Source organism: Cellulosimicrobium cellulans, from assembly GCF_016907755.1.
Lineage (GTDB): Bacteria > Actinomycetota > Actinomycetes > Actinomycetales > Cellulomonadaceae > Cellulosimicrobium > Cellulosimicrobium cellulans_D.
Genome location: NZ_JAFBCN010000001.1, coordinates 3,004,660 through 3,022,931 on the forward strand (window position 1 = coordinate 3,004,660; position 18,272 = coordinate 3,022,931).

16 protein-coding genes and 1 tRNA gene are annotated in these 18,272 nt (G+C 75.6%); 9 read left to right on the forward strand and 8 right to left on the reverse strand.

The genetic code is table 11. The features are described 5' to 3' along the window. The first annotated feature begins 50 nt into the window (after positions 1 to 50). Positions 51 to 1,019, forward strand: coding sequence for an aldo/keto reductase (locus tag JOE63_RS13155; RefSeq protein WP_087472201.1), 969 nt, complete (start codon positions 51 to 53; stop codon positions 1,017 to 1,019). A 12-nt stretch (positions 1,020 to 1,031) separates the two neighbouring features. Here JOE63_RS13155 and JOE63_RS13160 read toward each other — a convergent pair whose 3' ends face one another. Further along, a complete protein-coding gene (locus JOE63_RS13160; protein WP_204541977.1) occupies positions 1,032 to 1,349 on the reverse strand; it encodes a primosomal protein in 318 nt (105 codons plus the stop codon). 102 nt (positions 1,350 to 1,451) lie between these two features. Between JOE63_RS13160 and JOE63_RS13165 the strand changes: the two genes are divergently transcribed. Both JOE63_RS13165 and JOE63_RS13170 read left to right on the forward strand, forming a co-directional pair. Beyond that, positions 1,452 to 1,685, forward strand: coding sequence for a DUF5703 family protein (locus tag JOE63_RS13165; protein WP_009861400.1), 234 nt, complete (start codon positions 1,452 to 1,454; stop codon positions 1,683 to 1,685). A 36-nt stretch (positions 1,686 to 1,721) separates the two neighbouring features. Beyond that, positions 1,722 to 2,582, forward strand: coding sequence for a fructosamine kinase family protein (locus JOE63_RS13170; RefSeq protein WP_307840092.1), 861 nt, complete (start codon positions 1,722 to 1,724; stop codon positions 2,580 to 2,582). Positions 2,583 to 2,601: 19 nt separating this feature from the next. Here the strand turns inward: JOE63_RS13170 and JOE63_RS13175 are convergent, their stop codons facing one another. The 3 genes from JOE63_RS13175 to JOE63_RS13185 form a co-directional block, all read right to left on the reverse strand. Further along, a complete protein-coding gene (locus tag JOE63_RS13175; protein ID WP_204541979.1) occupies positions 2,602 to 3,981 on the reverse strand; it encodes a M20/M25/M40 family metallo-hydrolase in 1,380 nt (459 codons plus the stop codon). A 116-nt stretch (positions 3,982 to 4,097) separates the two neighbouring features. Then, the gene (locus tag JOE63_RS13180; RefSeq protein ID WP_204541982.1) at positions 4,098 to 5,804 is read right to left on the reverse strand and encodes a multicopper oxidase family protein; all 1,707 of its coding nucleotides are present in this window, start codon (positions 5,802 to 5,804) and stop codon (positions 4,098 to 4,100) included. 228 nt (positions 5,805 to 6,032) lie between these two features. Beyond that, positions 6,033 to 6,548: a hypothetical protein gene (locus tag JOE63_RS13185; protein WP_204541984.1), complete on the reverse strand. Its 516-nt coding sequence runs from the start codon at positions 6,546 to 6,548 to the stop codon at positions 6,033 to 6,035. A 165-nt stretch (positions 6,549 to 6,713) separates the two neighbouring features. Between JOE63_RS13185 and JOE63_RS21695 the strand changes: the two genes are divergently transcribed. Both JOE63_RS21695 and JOE63_RS13195 read left to right on the forward strand, forming a co-directional pair. Further along, a complete protein-coding gene (locus JOE63_RS21695) occupies positions 6,714 to 8,042 on the forward strand; it encodes a sensor histidine kinase (protein WP_204541986.1) in 1,329 nt (442 codons plus the stop codon). Continuing rightward, on the forward strand, positions 8,039 to 8,737 hold the full coding sequence (locus JOE63_RS13195; protein WP_204541988.1) for a response regulator: 699 nt from the start codon (positions 8,039 to 8,041) through the stop codon (positions 8,735 to 8,737). Before JOE63_RS21695 ends, JOE63_RS13195 begins: the two co-directional genes overlap by 4 nt. A gap of 69 nt (positions 8,738 to 8,806) precedes the next feature. Here JOE63_RS13195 and JOE63_RS13200 read toward each other — a convergent pair whose 3' ends face one another. The 3 genes from JOE63_RS13200 to ald form a co-directional block, all read right to left on the reverse strand. Further along, on the reverse strand, positions 8,807 to 10,891 hold the full coding sequence (locus JOE63_RS13200) for a M3 family metallopeptidase (RefSeq protein ID WP_204543715.1): 2,085 nt from the start codon (positions 10,889 to 10,891) through the stop codon (positions 8,807 to 8,809). A 151-nt stretch (positions 10,892 to 11,042) separates the two neighbouring features. Then, the gene (locus JOE63_RS13205) at positions 11,043 to 11,678 is read right to left on the reverse strand and encodes a GNAT family N-acetyltransferase (protein WP_204541991.1); all 636 of its coding nucleotides are present in this window, start codon (positions 11,676 to 11,678) and stop codon (positions 11,043 to 11,045) included. A gap of 101 nt (positions 11,679 to 11,779) precedes the next feature. Then, positions 11,780 to 12,895: an alanine dehydrogenase gene (gene ald, locus JOE63_RS13210; protein ID WP_204541995.1), complete on the reverse strand. Its 1,116-nt coding sequence runs from the start codon at positions 12,893 to 12,895 to the stop codon at positions 11,780 to 11,782. Positions 12,896 to 12,952: 57 nt separating this feature from the next. Here ald and JOE63_RS13215 point away from each other — a divergent pair, with 57 nt between their 5' ends. Then, positions 12,953 to 14,338 (forward strand): APC family permease, encoded by a 1,386-nt coding sequence (locus tag JOE63_RS13215; RefSeq protein WP_307840093.1) that lies wholly within the window; start codon positions 12,953 to 12,955, stop codon positions 14,336 to 14,338. A 72-nt stretch (positions 14,339 to 14,410) separates the two neighbouring features. After that, entirely contained in the window at positions 14,411 to 14,713 is a 303-nt protein-coding gene (locus JOE63_RS13220) for a DUF1905 domain-containing protein (RefSeq protein ID WP_204541998.1), read from the forward strand. Positions 14,714 to 14,753: 40 nt separating this feature from the next. On the opposite strand, the gene JOE63_RS13225 is transcribed toward JOE63_RS13220, so the two are convergent. Next, positions 14,754 to 16,046, reverse strand: coding sequence for an AI-2E family transporter (locus JOE63_RS13225; RefSeq protein WP_244286172.1), 1,293 nt, complete (start codon positions 16,044 to 16,046; stop codon positions 14,754 to 14,756). Positions 16,047 to 16,240: 194 nt separating this feature from the next. On the opposite strand from JOE63_RS13225, the gene JOE63_RS13230 reads away from it, so the two are divergent. Further along, a tRNA-Leu gene (locus JOE63_RS13230) sits at positions 16,241 to 16,325 on the forward strand. Between the two features lie 420 nt (positions 16,326 to 16,745). Continuing rightward, complete coding sequence (locus tag JOE63_RS13235) at positions 16,746 to 18,236, forward strand: GH32 C-terminal domain-containing protein (protein ID WP_204542000.1); 1,491 nt, start codon at positions 16,746 to 16,748, stop codon at positions 18,234 to 18,236. Positions 18,237 to 18,272 lie beyond the last annotated feature (36 nt).

An 18,272-nucleotide genomic window follows, 5' to 3' on the forward strand; every position in this document is an offset into this window, starting at 1 on the left:
CGCGCGCCCCGACGGTCGCGCGGCAGGGTCCGCCGGTACCCTCGGCTCCCATGGAACACCGCCACCTCGGCAGCACCGGCCTGCGCGTGTCCGAGCTCGGTCTCGGCACCATGACGTGGGCCCGGGACACGGACGAGCTCGACGCCGCCGAGCAGCTGCGCGACTTCGTCGACGCGGGCGGGACCCTCGTCGACACCGCCGCCTCGTACGCCGACGGGGACGCCGAGGCGCTGCTCGGGTCGCTGCTGGGGACGAAGGTGGACCGGCGCGACGTGCTCCTGTGCACCAAGGCCGGCGTGCGCCGCACGGCGCAGGGGCCGGTCGTCGACGCGTCGCGCGGAGCGCTGCTCGACTCGCTGGACGACTCGCTGTCCCGCCTGGGCACCGACCACGTCGACCTGTTCCTCGTGCACGCGCCCGACCCGCGCACGCCGTTCACCGAGACGCTCTCCGCGCTGCGCCACGCCGTGACCTCCGGGCGCGCGCGCTACGTCGGCCTGTCCAACCACCCCGCGTGGGCGACGGCGCGCGCGGCGACGCTGCTCGGCGGCGCCGACGACGTGGGCCTCGCCGCGGTCGAGCTCGAGTACTCGCTGCTGCAGCGCGGCGCCGAGCGGGAGGTCGTACCGGCGGCCGAGGCGCTCGGGCTCGGCCTCCTCGCCTGGTCGCCGCTGGGCCGGGGCGTGCTCACGGGCAAGTACCGCCGCTCGCTCCCCGCGGACTCGCGTGGCGCGTCCCCGCACCTGTCCGCGTTCGTCGAGCCCTACCTGGACCAGTCCTCGTCGGGGATCGTCGAGGCCGTCGTCACCGCGGCCGACGGGCTGGGCCGCGCCCCGCTCGACGTCGCCCTGTCGTGGCTCCTGGGCCGTCCCACCCTGGCGAGCGCGATCGTCGGCGCACGGACCCCCGCCCAGCTCCGCACGTCGCTCGCCGCGACGGACCTCGAGCTCCCCGACGCGGTCCGTGCGGCGCTCGACGACGTGAGCGACCTGGAGGTCGGCTACCCCGAGCGGTGGTGAGGGCGCGGCACGTCAGCGCGCGCCGTCGGTCTCCAGCTCGCCGGACAGGACGTCGTCGTCGAGCGTGTCGTCGAGGTCGTCGACCTCGTCCTCCTCGTCGTCGTCCTCGTCGTCCTCGTCGTCGTCGTCCTCCTCCGCGAGGTAGAACGGCGTCGCCTCCCCGTGGACCTGGCCGAGGGCCTCGTCGTAGACCTCGAAGGCGTCCGCGAGCACGTAGTAGGCGTCGTCGACGGAGGGGTCGTCCTCCCCGCGGCGTGCGGCGACGGCGTTGTAGTGGGCCTCGAGCGCGGCGATGAACCGGTCGAGCGCGGCACGCGGGTCAGCGGTCATACCCTGACGGTAGCGCCGAGAGGGGCACAATGGCACTCGTTAGTCGGGCAGGTCCGCCCCGCCCGGCCGACGACCGAGACAGGCGAGAGAGGACGGTGGCACGTGGAGGAGAGGCCGACGTCACGTCGGCGGTCCGGATGGGCCGCGCACGGCGGGCAGTACGAGTACCGCGTCCTGACGATCGACCGCTCCACGAGCAGGTCGGACGCGAGCAGGCTCCTCACCGACGAGGCCGAGTACGGGCGCTGGGAGCTCGCCCGGACGCGGCTCTACGTCGGGGGCGAGCGACGCGTCTGGCTGCGGCGCAAGATCATCCGGGTCAGCTCGACCCTGTGAGCTCCGCCGTGGGCCCGACCACGTGAGCACGGTCCCGTGAGCGGGCCCGCGCGCCACCGCGAGGTGGGTTCCGGGGACACGCCGTCGGCGCGCGTCTTCACGAAGTCGCGCACCGACGCGCCCCCGGGGTTCTTCGCGTGCGAGGCCGCGGGTCTCACCTGGCTCAGCGTCGCGGGCGGGCCCCGCGTCGCCCGGGTCCTCGACGTGAGCCCGACGCGCCTCGACCTCGAACGCGTCGTGCCTGCCGCGCCGACGCCCGAGGCGGCGCAGGAGTTCGGCCGGGCGCTCGCCGTCGTGCACGACGCCGGGGCGCCGGCGTGGGGCGCGTCGCCGCCGGGATGGGACGGTGACGCGTTCTTCGGGCCGCTCGACGACCCGCTGCCCATGGCGACGGGCTCCTGGCCCGACTGGCCGACCTTCTACGCCGAGGCGCGGCTGCTCCCGGTCGCGCGGCAGGGCCGGGACCGCGGCGCCCTCGACGCCGACGACGCGCGTCTGCTCGAGCGGCTGGGCGACCGCCTGACGGACCTCGCCCGACCCGCGCTCGACGACTCCCCCGCGCGCGTGCACGGCGACCTGTGGTCGGGCAACGTGCTGTGGTCCCCGCTCGATCCCGGCCCGGGCGGGCGTCCGGGCGGCGTCGAGGCGGTGCTCATCGACCCCGCTGCGCACGGCGGGCACCGCGAGGCGGACCTGGCGATGCTCGCGCTGTTCGGCGCGCCCTACCTCGACGAGATCGTCGCCGGGTACGACGCCGCGCACCCGCTCGCGCGCGGGTGGCGCCACCGGGTCGCGCTGCACCAGGTGTACCCGGTCGCCGTGCACGCGGTGCTGTTCGGCGGCGGCTACCGCGCGCAGCTCCGCTCGTCGGTCCGGGCGCTGCTCGGCGACGCCTGAGGCGTCGACCCGGACGGCGTCAGCAGGTGCGCAGCAGGCGGTCCAGCACGCGCACGCCGAAGCGCAGCGAGTCGACCGGGACGCGCTCGTCGACCCCGTGGAACATGCCGGAGAAGTCGAGGTCGCCGGGCAGGCGCAGCGGCGCGAAGCCGTAGCCCGTGATGCCGAGCCGCGCGAGCGACTTGTTGTCCGTGCCGCCCGAGAGCGTGTACGGCAGCACCGTCGCCTCCGGGTCCTCGGCGAGGAGCGAGTCGACCATCGCGTCGACGAGGTCGCCCTCGAACGGCACCTCGAGCGCGATGTCGCGGTGGATCTCCTCGACCCGCACGTGCTCGCCCGCGAGCGCGCGCAGCGTCGCGAACCCCTCGTCCTCGTGCCCGGGGAGCAGGCGCGCGTCGATCGTCGCCTCCGCCCGGCCGGGGATGACGTTCGCCTTGTAGCCGGCCGTGAGCTGCGTCGGGTTGGACGTGTGGCGCACCGTCGCGCCGACGAACCGTGACGCCGGGCCGAGCGCCGCCACGAGCGCGGCGACGGACGACGGGTCCTCCGGGTCGTACCGGAGCCCGGTGAGGTCCGCGACGCCCCGCAGCAGCCTGTCGACCGTCGGGGTGAGCGTGTTCGGCCAGTGGTGGGCCCCGATGCGCGCGACCGCCTCCGCGAGGCGTGTCACCGCGTTGTCGTCGTTCACCTGGGACCCGTGGCCCGCACGGCCCTCCGCGACGAGGCGCAGCCACGCGATGCCCTTCTCCGCGGTCTGGAGCAGGTAGGCCCGCCGCCCCCCGACCTCGACCGAGAACCCGCCGACCTCGCTGATCGCCTCGGTCGCGCCCTCGAACAGCTCGGGTCGGTGGTCGACGGCGTAGCGCGCCCCGTACACGCCCCCCGCCTCCTCGTCGGCGAAGAACGCGACGACGACGTCGCGCGCGGGCTTGCGCCCCTCACGCACCATCTGGCGCACGACCGCGAGGATCATCGCGTCCATGTCCTTCATGTCGACGGCGCCGCGGCCCCACAGCAGGCCGTCGATCTCCTCGCCCGCGAACGGGTCGACCGACCAGTCCGCCGCCTGCGCCGGCACGACGTCGAGGTGCCCGTGGAGCACGAGCGCCGGCCGCGTCGGGTCCGCGCCCTCCAGACGCACGACGACGCTCGCCCGCCCGGGCTCCGACTCGAACAGCTCCGGCTCGAGCCCGACCTCGTGCAGCAGCCCCATGACGTACTCCGCCGCCCGGCGCTCGCCCGGGCCCGTCCCGTCGCCGAAGTTCGACGTGTCGATGCGCAGCAGCTCCCGGCAGATCCGCACGACCTCGTCCTCGGCTCGCGGCACCGTGCCGGAGGGGACGTCGACGGTCGCCGGGGTGCGGGCGCTGGCCGGGGATTCCGGGTGCGGAGCGGTCATGGGCGACACGCTACCCGCCGCCGTCGACCCGACCGACCGACCGCGCCACCCGCCCACATCGCGGACATCGCCGAGGGGGCGGCGCGGGCCGAGCGGGTGGTCGCCGGTCGAGCAGGTCAGTGGTCCTCGTGCCGGTCGGGGTCGAGGCGACGGGGGCCGGTGCCGTCGGCCGGCAGGGGTGCGGCGTCGTGGTCGGGGTGGGTGCCGTCGTCGGGCACGTCGATGCGGGACGGCGCCCGCTCGCCCGGGGCGACCACGACGAGCTGGCCCATCATGCCCTGGTCCTCGTGCGTGAGGAGGTGGCAGTGGAACATGTACGGGGTGGTGGGGTCGGTCGTCCCCTCGGACGCCTCGAACCGGACGAGCAGGCGGGTGACGCGGCCCGGCTGGACGTAGACGGTGTCCTGCCAGCCGCCGAGGTCGGGCGCGGGTGGTTCGCCGCCGACGTCGAGGACGCGGAACTGCACGTCGTGGACGTGGAAGTTGTGCGGGGTGTCGTCGAGCCCGGTGACCTCCCACACCTCGGTCTCCCCCACGGTGACGACCTCGTCGACGCGGGACATGTCCATCGACCGTCCGTTGATGGACCGGCCGGAGAGCTGGAACGTCCGGGTCCGGACGGCGTCGCCCTCGTCGAGCGTGTCCGCCGGGTCGGAGCCGAGGACGTCCGGCACGACCGGGCTCGGCGCGAGCGTGGGAGCGGCGCGCAGCTCGAGAAGGTCGAAGGTGTCGTCGCCGCCCGAGAACCGCTCGAACAGCGGGTTGACGCCGAGCTCGGGCGGGAAGCTGCGCAGGACGGCGCTCTGCCCGGGGGTCAGGGTCACGACGACCTCCGCCCGGTCCCCCGGGGAGAGGCGCACGCGCTCGACCGTCTGCGGGGCGGGGAGCAGCCCGCCGTCGGTGCCGACGAGCTGGACCGCGCCGCCGTCGGCGAGGCCGACGTCGTAGACGCGCGAGTCGGAGCCGTTGAGCAGGCGCAGGCGGACGCGCTCGGTCGTGACGTCGAGGTACGGGCCGGGGGTGCCGTTGACGAGCACGGAGTCGCCGAGCGTGCCGACCGGTGAGAGGAACGAGGCGCTGTCGTCGAGCCGTCCGTCGGCGTGGAAGCTCTTGTCCTGGAGGATGACGGGGACGTCGTCGACGCCGTACTCGTGCGGCAGGTCGGCCGCGGGGCCGTCGGCGCCGGCCGGGTCGTCGAGGAGAAACATCCCTGCGAGCCCGCGGTACACCTGGCTCGCGGTCTGCCCGTGCAGGTGCGGGTGGTACCAGAGGGTCGCGGCGGGCTGGTCGATCGTCCACGTGGGCGACCACGTCTCTCCGGGCTCGACCATCTGGTGGGGGCCGCCGTCCATCGCGGGCGGCAGGTGCATGCCGTGCCAGTGGAGCGTCGTGGTCTCGTCGAGCGCGTTCGTCACGTCCACACGGACGCGCTCGCCCCGCGCGGCGCGCAGGGTGGGGCCGAGGTAGTCGCCGTTCAGCCCGATCGTCGGCGTGGGCGCGGCGGCGCCGAGGTCGGCGACCCCGTCGCGCGCCTCGAGCTCGAAGACGCGCACCCCGTCCTCGACGCGGGACTCCGCGAGCGGCGGGACGGCGAGCGGGCGCGTGAACTCCACGGTTCCCGCCGTGCTGGTCGCGGCGCGCGCCCACGCGACGCCCACGACGGCGACGACCGCCGCGACGAACAGGAGCACGACGAGCCCGAGCGCGACGAGGACGCGCGCGAGCGGGCTGCGCCGCCGTCGCGCGCGACGCCCGGGCGGCCCGGCGGGCGCCCCGGGGGTCGGCGGGACGGCGGGCGGCGGAGTGGTGTACGTGGTCGTCATCGGGTCTTCTCCAGGGTGGACGACGGCGGTCGGCGGGTGCGGGTCGACGGTGGCCCGGCGGTGCGGGCGACGCCGTCGACGCTAGGGACCGGGCGGTGCCGGGCGCGTCCGCTCGGAAGCGTACGCGCGCCCGGAACCGACCCTGAGGGCGCGGAGGTGCGGCTCAGGGTGGTGCCGGTCGGGGACTGCGGGGGGGACGGGGGCGCGAGGGCGGTGGGAGGACGGGCCTCAGCGGCGTCGGGCCGCGAGGAGACCCCGCGCCACGGCTCCCGCGAGCGCGCCCCAGGCCGCGTTGGTGAGCAGCATCGGGACGACCGCGACGGGCCGCGCGACGGGCCCCTGCAGCTCGCCGGTGAGGATCGGCGACAGCACCGCGCTGAGCATCAGCGCGAGGACGCCGTAGGCGAGCCCGACGGCCACGCCGGTCGCGAGCGGGTGCGCGGGACGGGCGACGACGATCGCGACGACCCATGCGACCGTGAGCGCGAGGGTCGTGAGCAGGGGTGCGGCGGGCCGCCCGATCGCGTCGTCGAGGCCCGTGACGCTCAGGAGCGGGCGGACGAGGGCGAGCGCGCCGAGCCCGAGGACGAGCGGCCAGCTCAGCGTGCGGACCGTCTCGCCGAGGGTCGGGCGGGACGGCGCGTCCGGCCGTGCGGGCGCGCCTGGCGGGACGCCGGGTCCGGGCGGGACCGACGACGCGGGCGGGGTCGGACGGTCGGGTGCGGGGCCGGGAGTCGGGTTCATGCCGTCGACGCTAGGGAGCGGGGTGCGGCGTCGCGTCCGCCCTGGTGCGCGACGCGATGCGTCGTCCCGCGCCCCTCGCGTACGCGTCTCGACGTAGCCGACCCCGACCGGGACCCGCCCCGCGACGGACGCGGCGTCGGGGCGGTCTTCCTAGACTCGGTCGTCGTGACGTCCCCCGACATCCCGCACGACCGGCCCGCCGGATCGCCGCCCGCGACCCGGCCGTCGCGCCCGTCGCCACCGCCGTGGCTCATCGATGCCCTGCTGGGGTTCGCGGTGTTCGACGTCGTCGCCTTCGCCATCGCGGCCGACGTCGGGGGCACGCGGGCCGACCCGTGGGTCGCGTACCCGACCGCCCTCGTGCTCGGGCTGCTCGTGCTCGGCCGGCGCCGCTTCCCGGTCGGGGTGCTCGTCGCGACGGCGCTCGTCATCTGCGCCTACTACACGCTCGACCTGCCCGCGATCGGCCTGGCCCTGCCCGTCTCGGTCGCGCTCTACTCGGCGGCCGTCGCGGGCCGGCTCGGGTGGGCCGTCGGGGTCGCGGCGGCGCTCGTCGTCGCTTCGACGTACTTCCGGCTCGCCGAGGGCGACGACGTCCGGTACGTCGTCGGGTACGAGCTCGCGACCACCGTCGCGCTCATGGCCGCCGCGATCGCCCTCGGCCACGGCTCCTTCGCCCGCCGGCAGCGCGACGAGCAGCGGCGGCACGCCGACGCGCTGCGCGAGCAGACGCACGAGCTCGAGGCCGCCGACCGGCTCGCGCGCGACCGCGAGGCCGTCGCCCGCGACCTGCACGACGTCGTCGGGCACCACCTCGCCGTCGTGTCCCTGCACGCGAACGTCGCCCGTGAGGCCCTCGACGACGTGGGCCCCGACGGTGCGGCGGGGTCGGACGCGCTCGCGACCGTGCGGGCCGAGCTCGAGCTCGTCCGGACGACCACGACGACGGCCCTGGCGGACCTGCGCGCCACGGTGCGCGCGCTGCGCGGGACGACCGCGCCCGCGGGGCTCGCGGACCAGGCGCGCATCGACCGGCTCGAGGACCTCGCGCGCACGGCTCGGGCGGCCGGGCTCGACGTCACCCTGGACGTCGACCTGCCGTCGGGGACGGCGGACGGCACCGCCGCGGGCGCGGCGGCGTACCGGGTCGTCCAGGAGGGGCTGACCAACGTGCTGCGGCACGCCGGGGCGCGCGCCGCCGTCGTCCGCGTGGCCCTGGAGCGCTCGCCCGGTGCAGGCGGCGACGTGCTCGCGGTCGAGGTGCACGACGACGGCCACGGGGCACGGGCCGCGGGGGACGCGACGGACCGTGGCGGGTTCGGGCTGCGCGGCCTGCGCGAGCGCGTCGCGGTCCTGGGCGGCACGGTCGAGACCGTGACGCCCGACGGCGGCGGGTTCCGGCTCCGGGCGCGCGTGCCGGTCGCGCCCGGCGCCGCGGCGCGCAGGACCGCTCCCGTGCGGGGCCCGCAGTCCTCCGGCGGGGGTGTCGCGTGATCCGCGTCGTGCTGGTCGACGACCAGCCCCTCGTGCGGACCGGCATCCGCGCGCTGCTCGAGCGCGCGGACGACGTCGAGGTCGTCGGCGAGGCCGCCGACGGCCGGGAGGGCGTCGCGCTCGTGCGCCACGTGCGCCCCGACGTCGTGCTCATGGACCTCCAGATGCCCGTGCTCGACGGGATCGCCGCCACGCGCGAGATCGTCGAGGGCGCCACCCGGGCGACCCCCCAGGGCGCCGACCCGGCCGGGCCGCGTGTCGTCGTCCTCACGACGTTCGACGACGACGCGAACCTCTTCGCGGCGCTGCGGGCGGGGGCGTCGGGCTTCCTGCTCAAGGACGCGAGCCCCGACGAGCTGCGCGCCGCGGTGCGCACCGCCGCCGCGGGCGACGCGCTGCTCTCCCCCGCGGTCACGGCGCGCGTGGTCGCGCAGGCGGTGGACGGCGGGCGACGCAACGAGGCGCTCGTCGCCGCGGTCGCAGGCCGGCTCACGGACCGCGAGCGCGAGGTGCTCGCGCACGTCGGACGCGGGCTGACCAACGACGAGATCGGCGCGACGCTGTTCATGAGCCCGGCGACGGCCCGCACGCACGTGGGCCGCATCCTCGCCAAGCTGGGCGTGCGAGACCGGGCCGGCCTCGTCGTCGTCGCCTACGAGACCGGCCTGGTCCGCCCGGGCACCCCGCCGAGGTAGTGGCGTGGTCATGACCACGCCTCTACCTCGCGGAACCGGAGCTCTACCTCGGCGGGACGGGGCCTCGGATCAGGCGTCGAGGCCGCGGCGGGCGAGGAGCGGCCCGATGTCGGCGTCGCGGCCGCGCAGCTCGCGGAACGACTGCAGCGGGTCCTGCGAGCCGCCGCGGGCGAGCAGGACGCGGCGGAAGCGCTCGCCGTTCTCGCGCGACAGGCCGCCGTTCTCGCGGTACCACTCGACGGTGTCGGCGTCGAGCACCTCGGACCAGATGTACGAGTAGTAGCCGGCCGCGTACCCGCCCCCGAACACGTGGTTGTAGTACGTGGTGCGGTAGCGCGGCGGGACGGGCGCGAACGCGACGCCCGCCGCCTCGAGCGCGGCGGCCTCGAACGGCACGACGTCGGCCTCGGACGCCGGGACGGCCTCGGGCCCGACCTGGTGCCAGGCCTGGTCGAGCAGCGCCGCGGCGAGGTACTCGGTCGTGCCGAAGCCCTCGTTGAACTGGCGCGAGGCGAGCATGGTGTCGACCCACTCGGCGGGCATCGGCTCGCCCGTGACGTGGTGCACCGCGTAGGAGCGCAGGACCGACGGCTCCCATGCCCACATCTCGTTGACCTGCGAGGGGTACTCGACGAAGTCGCGCGGCACCTCGGTGCCGGACTGCGACGGGTAGCGCACGTCGGAGAACAGGCCGTGCAGCGCGTGCCCGAACTCGTGGAACAGCGTGATGACCTCGTCCCAGACGAGCAGCGTGGGCTGGCCGGCCGGCGGCTTGACGATGTTGAGGTTGTTCACGACGACCGGCTTCTGCCCGAGGAGGTGGTTCTGGTCGACGAGGTTGTTCATCCACGCCCCGCCGCGCTTGGACTCGCGCGTGTACCAGTCGGCGAGGAACAGGCCGAGGCCCTGGCCGGGCTCGCCCGGCGTCTCCGCGTCGAAGACCTCGAAGACCCGGACGTCGGGGTGGTAGCCGACGAGGTCGTGGCGCTCGGCGAACGAGACGCCGAAGAGCCGGTTCGCCGCCGCGAAGACGCCGTCGTGCACGACGCGCTCGAGCTCCAGGTAGGGGCGCAGGAGCGCGTCGTCGAGCGCGTAGCGGTCCTTGCGCACGCGCTCGGCGTAGAACGACCAGTCGGACGCGCGCAGCGTCGCGCCGGGCTCGTCGGCCCGCAGCGCGACCTCGAGGTCGGCAGCCTCGCGCCGCGCGTTCGCGACGGCGGCGGGAGCGAGCCGCGCCAGCATCGCGTCGACGGCCTCGGTCGTCTTCGCGGTCGCGTCCTCCGCGACGTACGCGGCGTGGTGCTCGTAGCCGAGCAGGCGCGCGCGCTCGGCACGCAGGCGCACGGTCTCCAGCACGATCTCGCGCGTGTCGTGGTCGTCGCCGGTCGCGCCGCGCGACTCCGACGCCTGCTGCACGCGCTCGCGCACGTCGCGGCGCGCGAGCGACGCGAGGACGCCCTGCTGGGTGGGGAGCTGCATCTCGAGCAGCCACGCCCCCTCGTGCCCGCGCGAGGCGGCGGCAGCCGCCGCCCCCGCGACGGCGTCCTCGGCGAGGCCGTCGAGCTCGGCGCGGTCGGTGACGAGCACGCTCGCCGCGTTCGCGCCCGCGAGCAGCTTGCGGCCGAACGCGGCCTCGAGCGTGGTGAGGCGGCCGTTGAGCTCGCGCAGGCGCTCCTGCTGCGCGGCGTCGAGCTCGACGCCCGAGCGGCGGAACCGCACCAGGAGCGTGTGCAGCAGCCACGCGGCGTCGGGCTCGAGCGTCTGCTCGCCGGCGTCGACGGCGTCCTGCAGCGCGCGGGCGCGCGCGTACAGGCGCGCGTCCATGTAGATCGCGTCGTGGTGCGCCGCGAGCTCGGGCGCGAACTCCTCCTCGATCTCCTCCAGCCCCGGCGTCGCGTCGGCCGAGAGCTGGTTGTAGAACGCGTTGAGCACGCGCGCGACCTCGCGGCCCGACCGCTCGAGCGCCTCGAGCACGGTGACGGCGGTCGGGGCCGCGTCGTCGGTCGCGACGGCCTCGATCGCCGCGCGCTGGGCCGCGGTCGCCGCGCGCAGCGCGGGCAGGTAGTGCTCCTCGCGGATCGCGTCGTAGTCGGGCAGCTCGTACGGCAGCGCCGAGGGCGCGGCGAACGGGTTGGCGGGATCGAGGTCGATCATGCCGGAGGTGACAGCGGGCGCGGAGGTGGGCGCGGGCGCGTCGGTGCGCGTCGTGGGCTCGGAGGTCATGGTGCCCATCTTGACCCCGCGGGCGGGCGCGACGGAAACGCATTGGCGGACGCCCCAGGGACCGGGCGGGCAGGTGCGAGCGTCAGGCGGCGCGGCCCGACGACGGCGCGTCCGCCGGCCAGGGCTCGTTCGGCTCGCGCGGGTCGTCGGGCAGGAGCGTGCCGAGCCACGCGTCGCGCCGCTCGCCGCGCTGGAGCGCGAACCCGCGCACCGCGCCCTCGACCCGGAAGCCGAGCCGCCAGGCGGTGCGCCGCGACGGCCAGTTGCCGACGTACGCCTGCCAGAAGAGCCGCGCGAGCCCCAGGCCCTCCGGGTCGAATGCCCAGTCGACGACGAGCCTGCACGCCGCGGTCGTCAGACCGCGGCCCCGTGCCTCGGGGGCCGCCCAGTAGCCGATCTCGGCCGACCGACGCCCCTCGGGCGCGTCGTCGAGGCTCAGTCCGACCATCCCGAGGAGGGGACCGGCGCCGTCGGGGCCGGGGATGCCCGAGGGGCCGGCGCTCGCGCGCACGCCCCACGTGAGGACGTCCCCGCGCTCCCAGCCCGGTCCCACGTACTCCGACACGAACTGCACCGCGTCCTCGCGCGCGTACGGGGACGGGACGACGGTCCACGCCGCGACCGCCGGGTCCTGGCACGCCGCCGTGATCGCGTCCGCGTCGTCGAGGGTCGGGCTGGACAGGTGGACGTGGCCGTCGTCGAGGGTGAAGGGGTGCACCGCCCGAGCCTGGCACGTCCCGCCGTGCGGCGTCACCCGGATTGCCGGGTGCCGTCGCCCCGCGACGCCGCGGCCGCCCCGCACCGCGGGCACGGGCGGCCTCAGGTGCGCAGGGCGTCCTCCGCGGGCGTCCACGGCAGGCCGTGCGCGGCGGCGACCGCCTCGTTGAGGAGCGCGCCGCGGTGGGTGGACGCCCCCGACCGGAGGATCGGGACGGCCCGCACCGCCTCGACCCCGCCGTCCGCGAGCGCCGCGAGGTAGGGCAGCGTCGCGCTCGTGAGGGCGAGCGTGCTGGTCACGGGGACCGCGCCGGGCATGTTCGCCACGCAGTAGAACGTCGTGCCGTGGACCGCGAACGTCGGGTCGTCGTGCGTGGTGGGTCGCGACCCCTCGAAGCAGCCGCCCTGGTCGACGGCGACGTCGACGAGCACGGCGCCGGGGCGCATGCGCGCGACGAGGTCGTCGGTGACGAGGCGCGGGGCGCGCGCCCCCGCGACGAGCACGGCCCCGACGACGAGGTCGGCCTCCAGCACCTCGCGCTCGATCGCGTACGCGCTCGACACGACGGTGCGCACGTGCCCGGAGAACTCCTGGTCGGCGGCGCGCAGCACGGGCAGCGACAGGTCGACCACGGTCACCTCGGCGCGCATGCCCACCGCGACCTCGGCCGCGTTGCGCCCCGCGGTCCCGCCCCCGAGCACCACGACCCGCCCGGGCCGCGTGCCCGGCACGCCGCCGAGCAGGACGCCGCGACCTCCCGCGGGCCGCTGCAGGAGCCAGGCGCCGACCTGGGTGGCCATGCGCCCGGCGACCTCGCTCATGGGCGCGAGCAGCGGGAGCGTGCCGTCGGGCGCCTGCGCCGTCTCGTACGCGACGGAGGTCGTGCCGGCGTCGAGGAGCGCCCGCGTGCAGGCCGGGTCCGCGGCGAGGTGCAGGTAGGCGAAGAGCAGCAGGTCGTCGCGCAGGAGCGCGTGCTCGCTCGCGACCGGCTCCTTGACCTTGCACACGAGCTCCGCCTCGCCCCAGACCTCCTCGGCGGAGGCGACGATCCGGGCACCGGCGCCCTCGAACTCCGCGTCGGACAGGTGGGAGCCGGCACCGGCCCCGGACTGGACGAGCACGTCGTGCCCGGCCCGCACGAGGTGGTGGGCGCCGGCGGGGGTGAGCGCGACGCGGTCCTCGTGGTTCTTGACCTCGGTGGGTATGCCGATCCTCATGGTCCAGTGTGGTCGCACCACCCCGTCGCGCGCAGGGTGGCAGGATCTTGTCGGAGAGTGTCCTTCCTGCCGCTCGTCCCGGCCACGACCCGCTGCCAGGGTGGGCGCGTGGACCCGACGACACCTCTCGCGACGCCGCGCGCCGCCCTCGACCACGCCGTGACGGCGACCACCGCTCCCCCGCGCGAGCACGCGTCGTCGGGCACCCTGGGGCTCGCGCGCGGCAGCGCCCTGTACGTGGCGAGCGTGCTCGGGACGGGCGTGCTCGCGCTGCCCGGGCTCGCCACGCGCGTCGCGGGCCCCGCGTCCGTCCTCGCCGTCGCCCTGGTGCTCGTCGCGAGCGTCCCGCTCGCCGGCACGTTCGCGGCGCTCGCCGCGCGGCACCCGGACCGGGGCGGCGTCGCGAGCGCGGTGCGCGCGGCCCTCGGCCCGACGGCGGCCCGCGCCACGGGCTACTGGTTCTACCTCGGGGTGTGCGTGGGCGTGCCCGTCGTGGCGGTGCTCGGCGCGGAGTACGTCGTCGCGGTCGTGGGGGCGGACCGCGGGACCGTCCCGGTCGTGGCCGTCGCGCTCGTCGTCGTGCCGTCGGTCGCCGTGTGGCTCGGGATCCGCGTCGCCGGCGCCGTCCAGCTCGGGCTCACGTCCCTGCTGCTCGCCGCCGTCGTCGTGGTGGTCGCGGTGGCGGCGCCCGCCGTGAGCGCGGAGCGGTTCACGCCGTTCCTCAGCGAGGGCTGGTCCGGCGTCGGCTCCGCGGTGAGCCTGTTCGTGTGGGCGTTCGCGGGCTGGGAGGTCGGCACGCACGTCTCGGCCGAATTCCGCGACCCGCGCCGCACCATCCCCGCCGCGACCGGGATCGCGCTGGTCGTCGTCGGCGTCGCCTACCTCGCCCTGCAGGTCACCACGGTCGGCGTGCTCGGCGCCGGAGCCGGCTCCGGCACCGTCGCGCTGCTCGACCTCGCGCGCACCGGCGCGCCCGCCGCGGGGCCCGTGGTCGTCGGCGTCGTGGCGGCGATCGTCACGTCCGGCGTCCTCACCGCCTACCTCGCGGCCTTCGCGAACCTGGGCCAGGCGCTCGCGCGCGACGGTGACCTGCCGCGCCCGCTCGCCGCGCTCTCCGGCCGCGCGGACGTCCCGCGGCGCGCGCTCGCCGTCACCCTCGTGCTCAGCGCGGCGTACCTCGCGGTGCTCGTCGCCACCGGCCTCGACCTCGAGCCGTTCGTCCGCGTGCACACGAGCTGCATGGTGGCGGTGTACGCGCTCGGGATGCTCGCCGCCCTGCGCCTGCTCCCCCGCCGCACCGTCGGCTGGTGGCTCGCCGCCGTCGCGACCGCCCTCACCGGCGTCCTGCTCGTCCTCGCAGGTGCCTCGCTCGTCGCCCCGGCGCTCCTCGCCGTCGGCGCCACCACGGTCACGCTCGTGCGGCACCGGCGAGCCACGCCCTGAGCGTCGCCGCCGCCCGAGAATCGCCCGCCCGACCCGTTCCCCGTCGTGGCGCGGTCCGCTACGGTCGACGGCATGCCCACGTGGACGGACCCGGGCACGGTGGAGTTCGACGCCGTCGTGATCGCCGCCGGGACGCGCTCGGGAGCGTTCGTCGCGCTGCCGTACGACGCCGTCGACCTGTTCGGCACGCGCGGCCGGGTCCCGGTGACCGCGGAGGTCGACGACGTGCGGTACCACGCCTCGCTCGTCGCCTACGGCGGTCCGCACCTGCTCGCCGTCCTCCGGTCGGTGCGCACCACGACCGGCAAGGACGTCGGGGACACCGTGCACGTCGCGGTCCGGCTCGCGGCGGAGGTCTCGGCCGTCCCCCGGTGAGGCGCTCGCGGCCCGATCCTGGCGGGTCGCCTCCCCCTGGTCAGCCGGCGGCGTCCTCCGCCGTGCGGTCCGGCGACCCGGGCAGGGCGTCGCCGAGCGCGATCTCCTTCGCCGTCGGCAGGTCCTCCTCCATGGGTGGGTCCTTGTGCCGCAGGTGCGAGAACACCGACCAGGCGACGGCGACGAGCGGCACGGACACGACAGCACCGAGGATCCCTGCGAGCAGCGTCCCCGCGGTCACCGCGATCGCGACGACGACCGGGTGCAGCGACACCTGCTTGCCCATGACGAGCGGCTGCAGGATGTGGCCCTCGAACTGCCCGATGAGCGCGATGCCGATCGTCACGACGAGCGCGATGACGATGCCCTTGGCCGCGAGCGCGACGATGGCCGCGATGATCATGGCGAGGGGCGCGCCGATGATGGGGATGAACGCCCCGATGAAGACGAGCACCGCGAGCGGCGCGGCGAGCGGCACGCCCAGGATCCCGAGGAAGATGCCCGCGAGGATGCCGTCGACCAGCGCGATGATCACGGTGCCCCGGGCATAGCCCGAGAACGTGTACCAGCCCGCGCCGCCGGCGATCTTCCAGCTGTCGCGCGAGCGCGACGGGAGCTGGTTGAGGAACCAGGTCCACATGTCCTTGCCCCGGGCGAGGAAGAACACCGTGCAGAAGATCGCCAGGGCGATCGCCGCGAACGCCTCGAACACCGACCCGGCGCTCGCGGCCGCCTGGCTCGCGATGTCGCCGCCGTGCTCGGTGAGCCACTGCCGGCCGTTCTCGATCCAGCCGTTGACGTCGTCCGCGGTGATGGTCACCGGCAACGGGCCGTTCTCGAGGAACTCGAGAATCTGGTCGATGCCGCTGCTGAACTGGTCCGCGAGGCTCTGCCACTGGCCCGCGACCGACGTGATGACGTACGCGAGCAGGCCCGCGATGAACAGGAGCGCGGAGAGGATCGCGAGCCCGGTCGCGAGCCCCCGCGGCATGACCTTCGCGTAGAAGTCCGTGACGGGCCGCAGGACCGACGTGATGACGAGGGCCAGGAAGACGGCCACGAAGACGAGCTGCACCTGCGCCGTCGCGAAGAAGATGAGCGCGACCGCCGCGACGATCATGAGGAGGCGCCACGACCAGCCCGCCGTCGTGCGCAGCCACGCGGGCACCGACTCGTCGTACCCGACGACGGACGGGTTGCGCCGCGCCCCCGCCACCTTGCGCGCCGCGCTCGACGCGCCCGCGAGGTGCTTCACCGACGCCGCCGAGCGGTCCGAGCCGGAGCCCGGCCGCGGGGTCGGGACCGCTGCCGCCGGTCTCTGCTCGTCCGTCACACGTGCCTCCGCCCGGTCGTGGCCCTCATCCGCCCAGTCTGCCCCAGGTCGTCCCCCCACGCCGGGTGCCGCACCCGGGCCGTCGCCCCACGTCGGCCCGGTCCCGGCGGGCGGCCGCGATGTGAGGACCACGCCCGAACCGTGCTATGTTTTTCCCCGCACCGGAACGGCGGAAACGCCGGGAAGGTCCACTCGTCCGGGTGGCGGAATGGCAGACGCGCTAGCTTGAGGTGCTAGTGCCCTTTATCGGGCGTGGGGGTTCAAGTCCCCCTCCGGACACCGCACGGCGCTCGTGCGCCACGGAGGCCGGGTCAGGAGATTCTTCCTGACCCGGCCTTCTGCGTTCCACCGAACGCGCCCGCCACGCCCCAGGCACACCGACGCACGGCGCCCTCGGCCGGGCCGGGTCGAGCCGCAGGTGTGAGGCCTACCACGCGCCCCCGGCGCGAGACCACGATCCGTCGCAGACGCTCCCCGAGCCCTGTCTCGCACCGCACCGGGGACAGCGCTCTTCGGCCGGCCTCCGGTCTCGTCGCGCGCGGCGGCGCGCGTTCCCGCGGGGCAGGCTCGCCAGCGACTTCCCTCATGCCAGATACGAAGGCTGCTCCCGACCTCATTCGTGGATGATCAACCGGTTGACCAACGTCGCTGGAGGCCGCTACGGTGTGCGCAACCGCTTAACCACGACGATGGGTAGCAATGGACCAGCGAGGGTTCTACCAGCCGACCGACGCCTGGGTGGGGGACGTCATCCCCTGGCAGGAGGACGGTGTCTTCCACCTCTTCTACCTGCACGAGACGCGCCGCGCGCCGAAGGACGGCATGCCGTGGCACCGGGTCCTCACCGAGAACCTCGTCGACTTCCACGACGCCGGGGCGGCGCTCGCCTCGGGTGGCCCGTCCGCGGCGGACTTCAACGTCTACACGGGCAGCATCGTGCTGGACTCCGCGGGGACGCACCACGCGTTCTACACCGGGCAGAACCCGGCCCGCGTCGGCGCGGACGGGCGGCCGCTCCAGGTGGTGATGCACGCGACGAGCCGCGACGGCATGCGGTCCTGGCACGGCCGCCCGGAGGACACCTTCGGCGCGACGGCCGGCTACGAGACCGGGGACTGGCGGGACCCGTTCGTGCTCTGGGACGCCGAGGCCGGGCTCTGGCGCATGCTGATCACCGCCCGGCACGACCACGGGCCCGAGCGTCGTCGAGGTGTGATCGCCCAGTGCGTGTCGCGCGACCTCTCCACCTGGGAGGCGGCCGCGCCGTTCTGGGACCCACGCCGGTACATCGCTCACGAGTGCCCCGAGGTGTTCCAGTGGGGTGAGTGGTGGTACCTCGTCTACTCGGAGTTCAGCGACGCCTTCACCACGCGCTACCGGATGGCTCGCAGCCTGGAGGGCCCGTGGCTCGTGCCGGAGCACGACACGCTCGACGGGCGCGCGTACTACGCCGCCAAGTCCGCGGAGCGCGACGGGCGCCGGTTCTTCTTCGGGTGGATCGCCTCGCGCGAGGGCGGCACCGACGACGGAGCGTGGCAGTGGGCCGGCACGATGTCCGTGCTCGAGGCCGAGCAGCGCGAGGACGGCACCCTCACCTTCCACCCCACCCAGGAGCAGCGCGGCACGTTCGTCGACCCGGTGGACGTCGTCCCCGCCGGGACGACGCTCACCGCCCCCGACGGGCACGTGAGCGTCCTCTCCCCCGAGGACGCGCCGGACGCGTTCCGGCTCACCGCCCGGTTCGACGTCGCCGCGGGCACCCGGGAGCTCGGACTGCTCCTGCGCGCGAGCGCGGACGGCGACGAGGGGTACGTGCTGCGCCTCGAGCCGCCCCGCCAGCGCCTGGTCCTGGACCGGTGGCCACGCCGGCAGACCGGCACCGAGCAGTGGCAGATCTCCGGCGACGTGCCGTTCGCCGTCGAGCTCGAGCGCCCGTGCGCGATCGGACCCGGCGTGCACGAGCTCGAGGTCATCGTCGACGGCGACCTGTGCGTCGCCACGGTGGACGACGCGACGGTGCTGAGCACCCGTCTGTACGACCGGCCCGGAGGCCGCGTGGGGGCCTTCGTCGGCGAGGGCACCGCAGCGCTGATCCGCGTCTCGCTCGCCACCCCGGGCGAACGTGCCCCGGCGCGAGAGCTCGACGACGCCACCGCCCTCGGCGACGACGTGCTCGCCACGGCGACGTAGCCCCGACCCCGACCCGCTTCACCACACCCCATCGAT

Coding starts and splice junctions, on each gene's coding strand:
- JOE63_RS13220 (WP_204541998.1), top strand. CDS start 14,411: ATGCCCACGTGGACGGACCCGGGCACGGTGGAGTTCGACGCCGTCGTG.
- JOE63_RS13200 (WP_204543715.1), bottom strand. CDS start 10,891: ATGATCGACCTCGATCCCGCCAACCCGTTCGCCGCGCCCTCGGCGCTG.
- JOE63_RS13175 (WP_204541979.1), bottom strand. CDS start 3,981: ATGACCGCTCCGCACCCGGAATCCCCGGCCAGCGCCCGCACCCCGGCG.
- JOE63_RS13180 (WP_204541982.1), bottom strand. CDS start 5,804: ATGACGACCACGTACACCACTCCGCCGCCCGCCGTCCCGCCGACCCCC.
- JOE63_RS13185 (WP_204541984.1), bottom strand. CDS start 6,548: ATGAACCCGACTCCCGGCCCCGCACCCGACCGTCCGACCCCGCCCGCG.
- JOE63_RS13155 (WP_087472201.1), top strand. CDS start 51: ATGGAACACCGCCACCTCGGCAGCACCGGCCTGCGCGTGTCCGAGCTC.
- JOE63_RS13235 (WP_204542000.1), top strand. CDS start 16,746: ATGGACCAGCGAGGGTTCTACCAGCCGACCGACGCCTGGGTGGGGGAC.
- JOE63_RS13160 (WP_204541977.1), bottom strand. CDS start 1,349: ATGACCGCTGACCCGCGTGCCGCGCTCGACCGGTTCATCGCCGCGCTC.
- ald (WP_204541995.1), bottom strand. CDS start 12,895: ATGAGGATCGGCATACCCACCGAGGTCAAGAACCACGAGGACCGCGTC.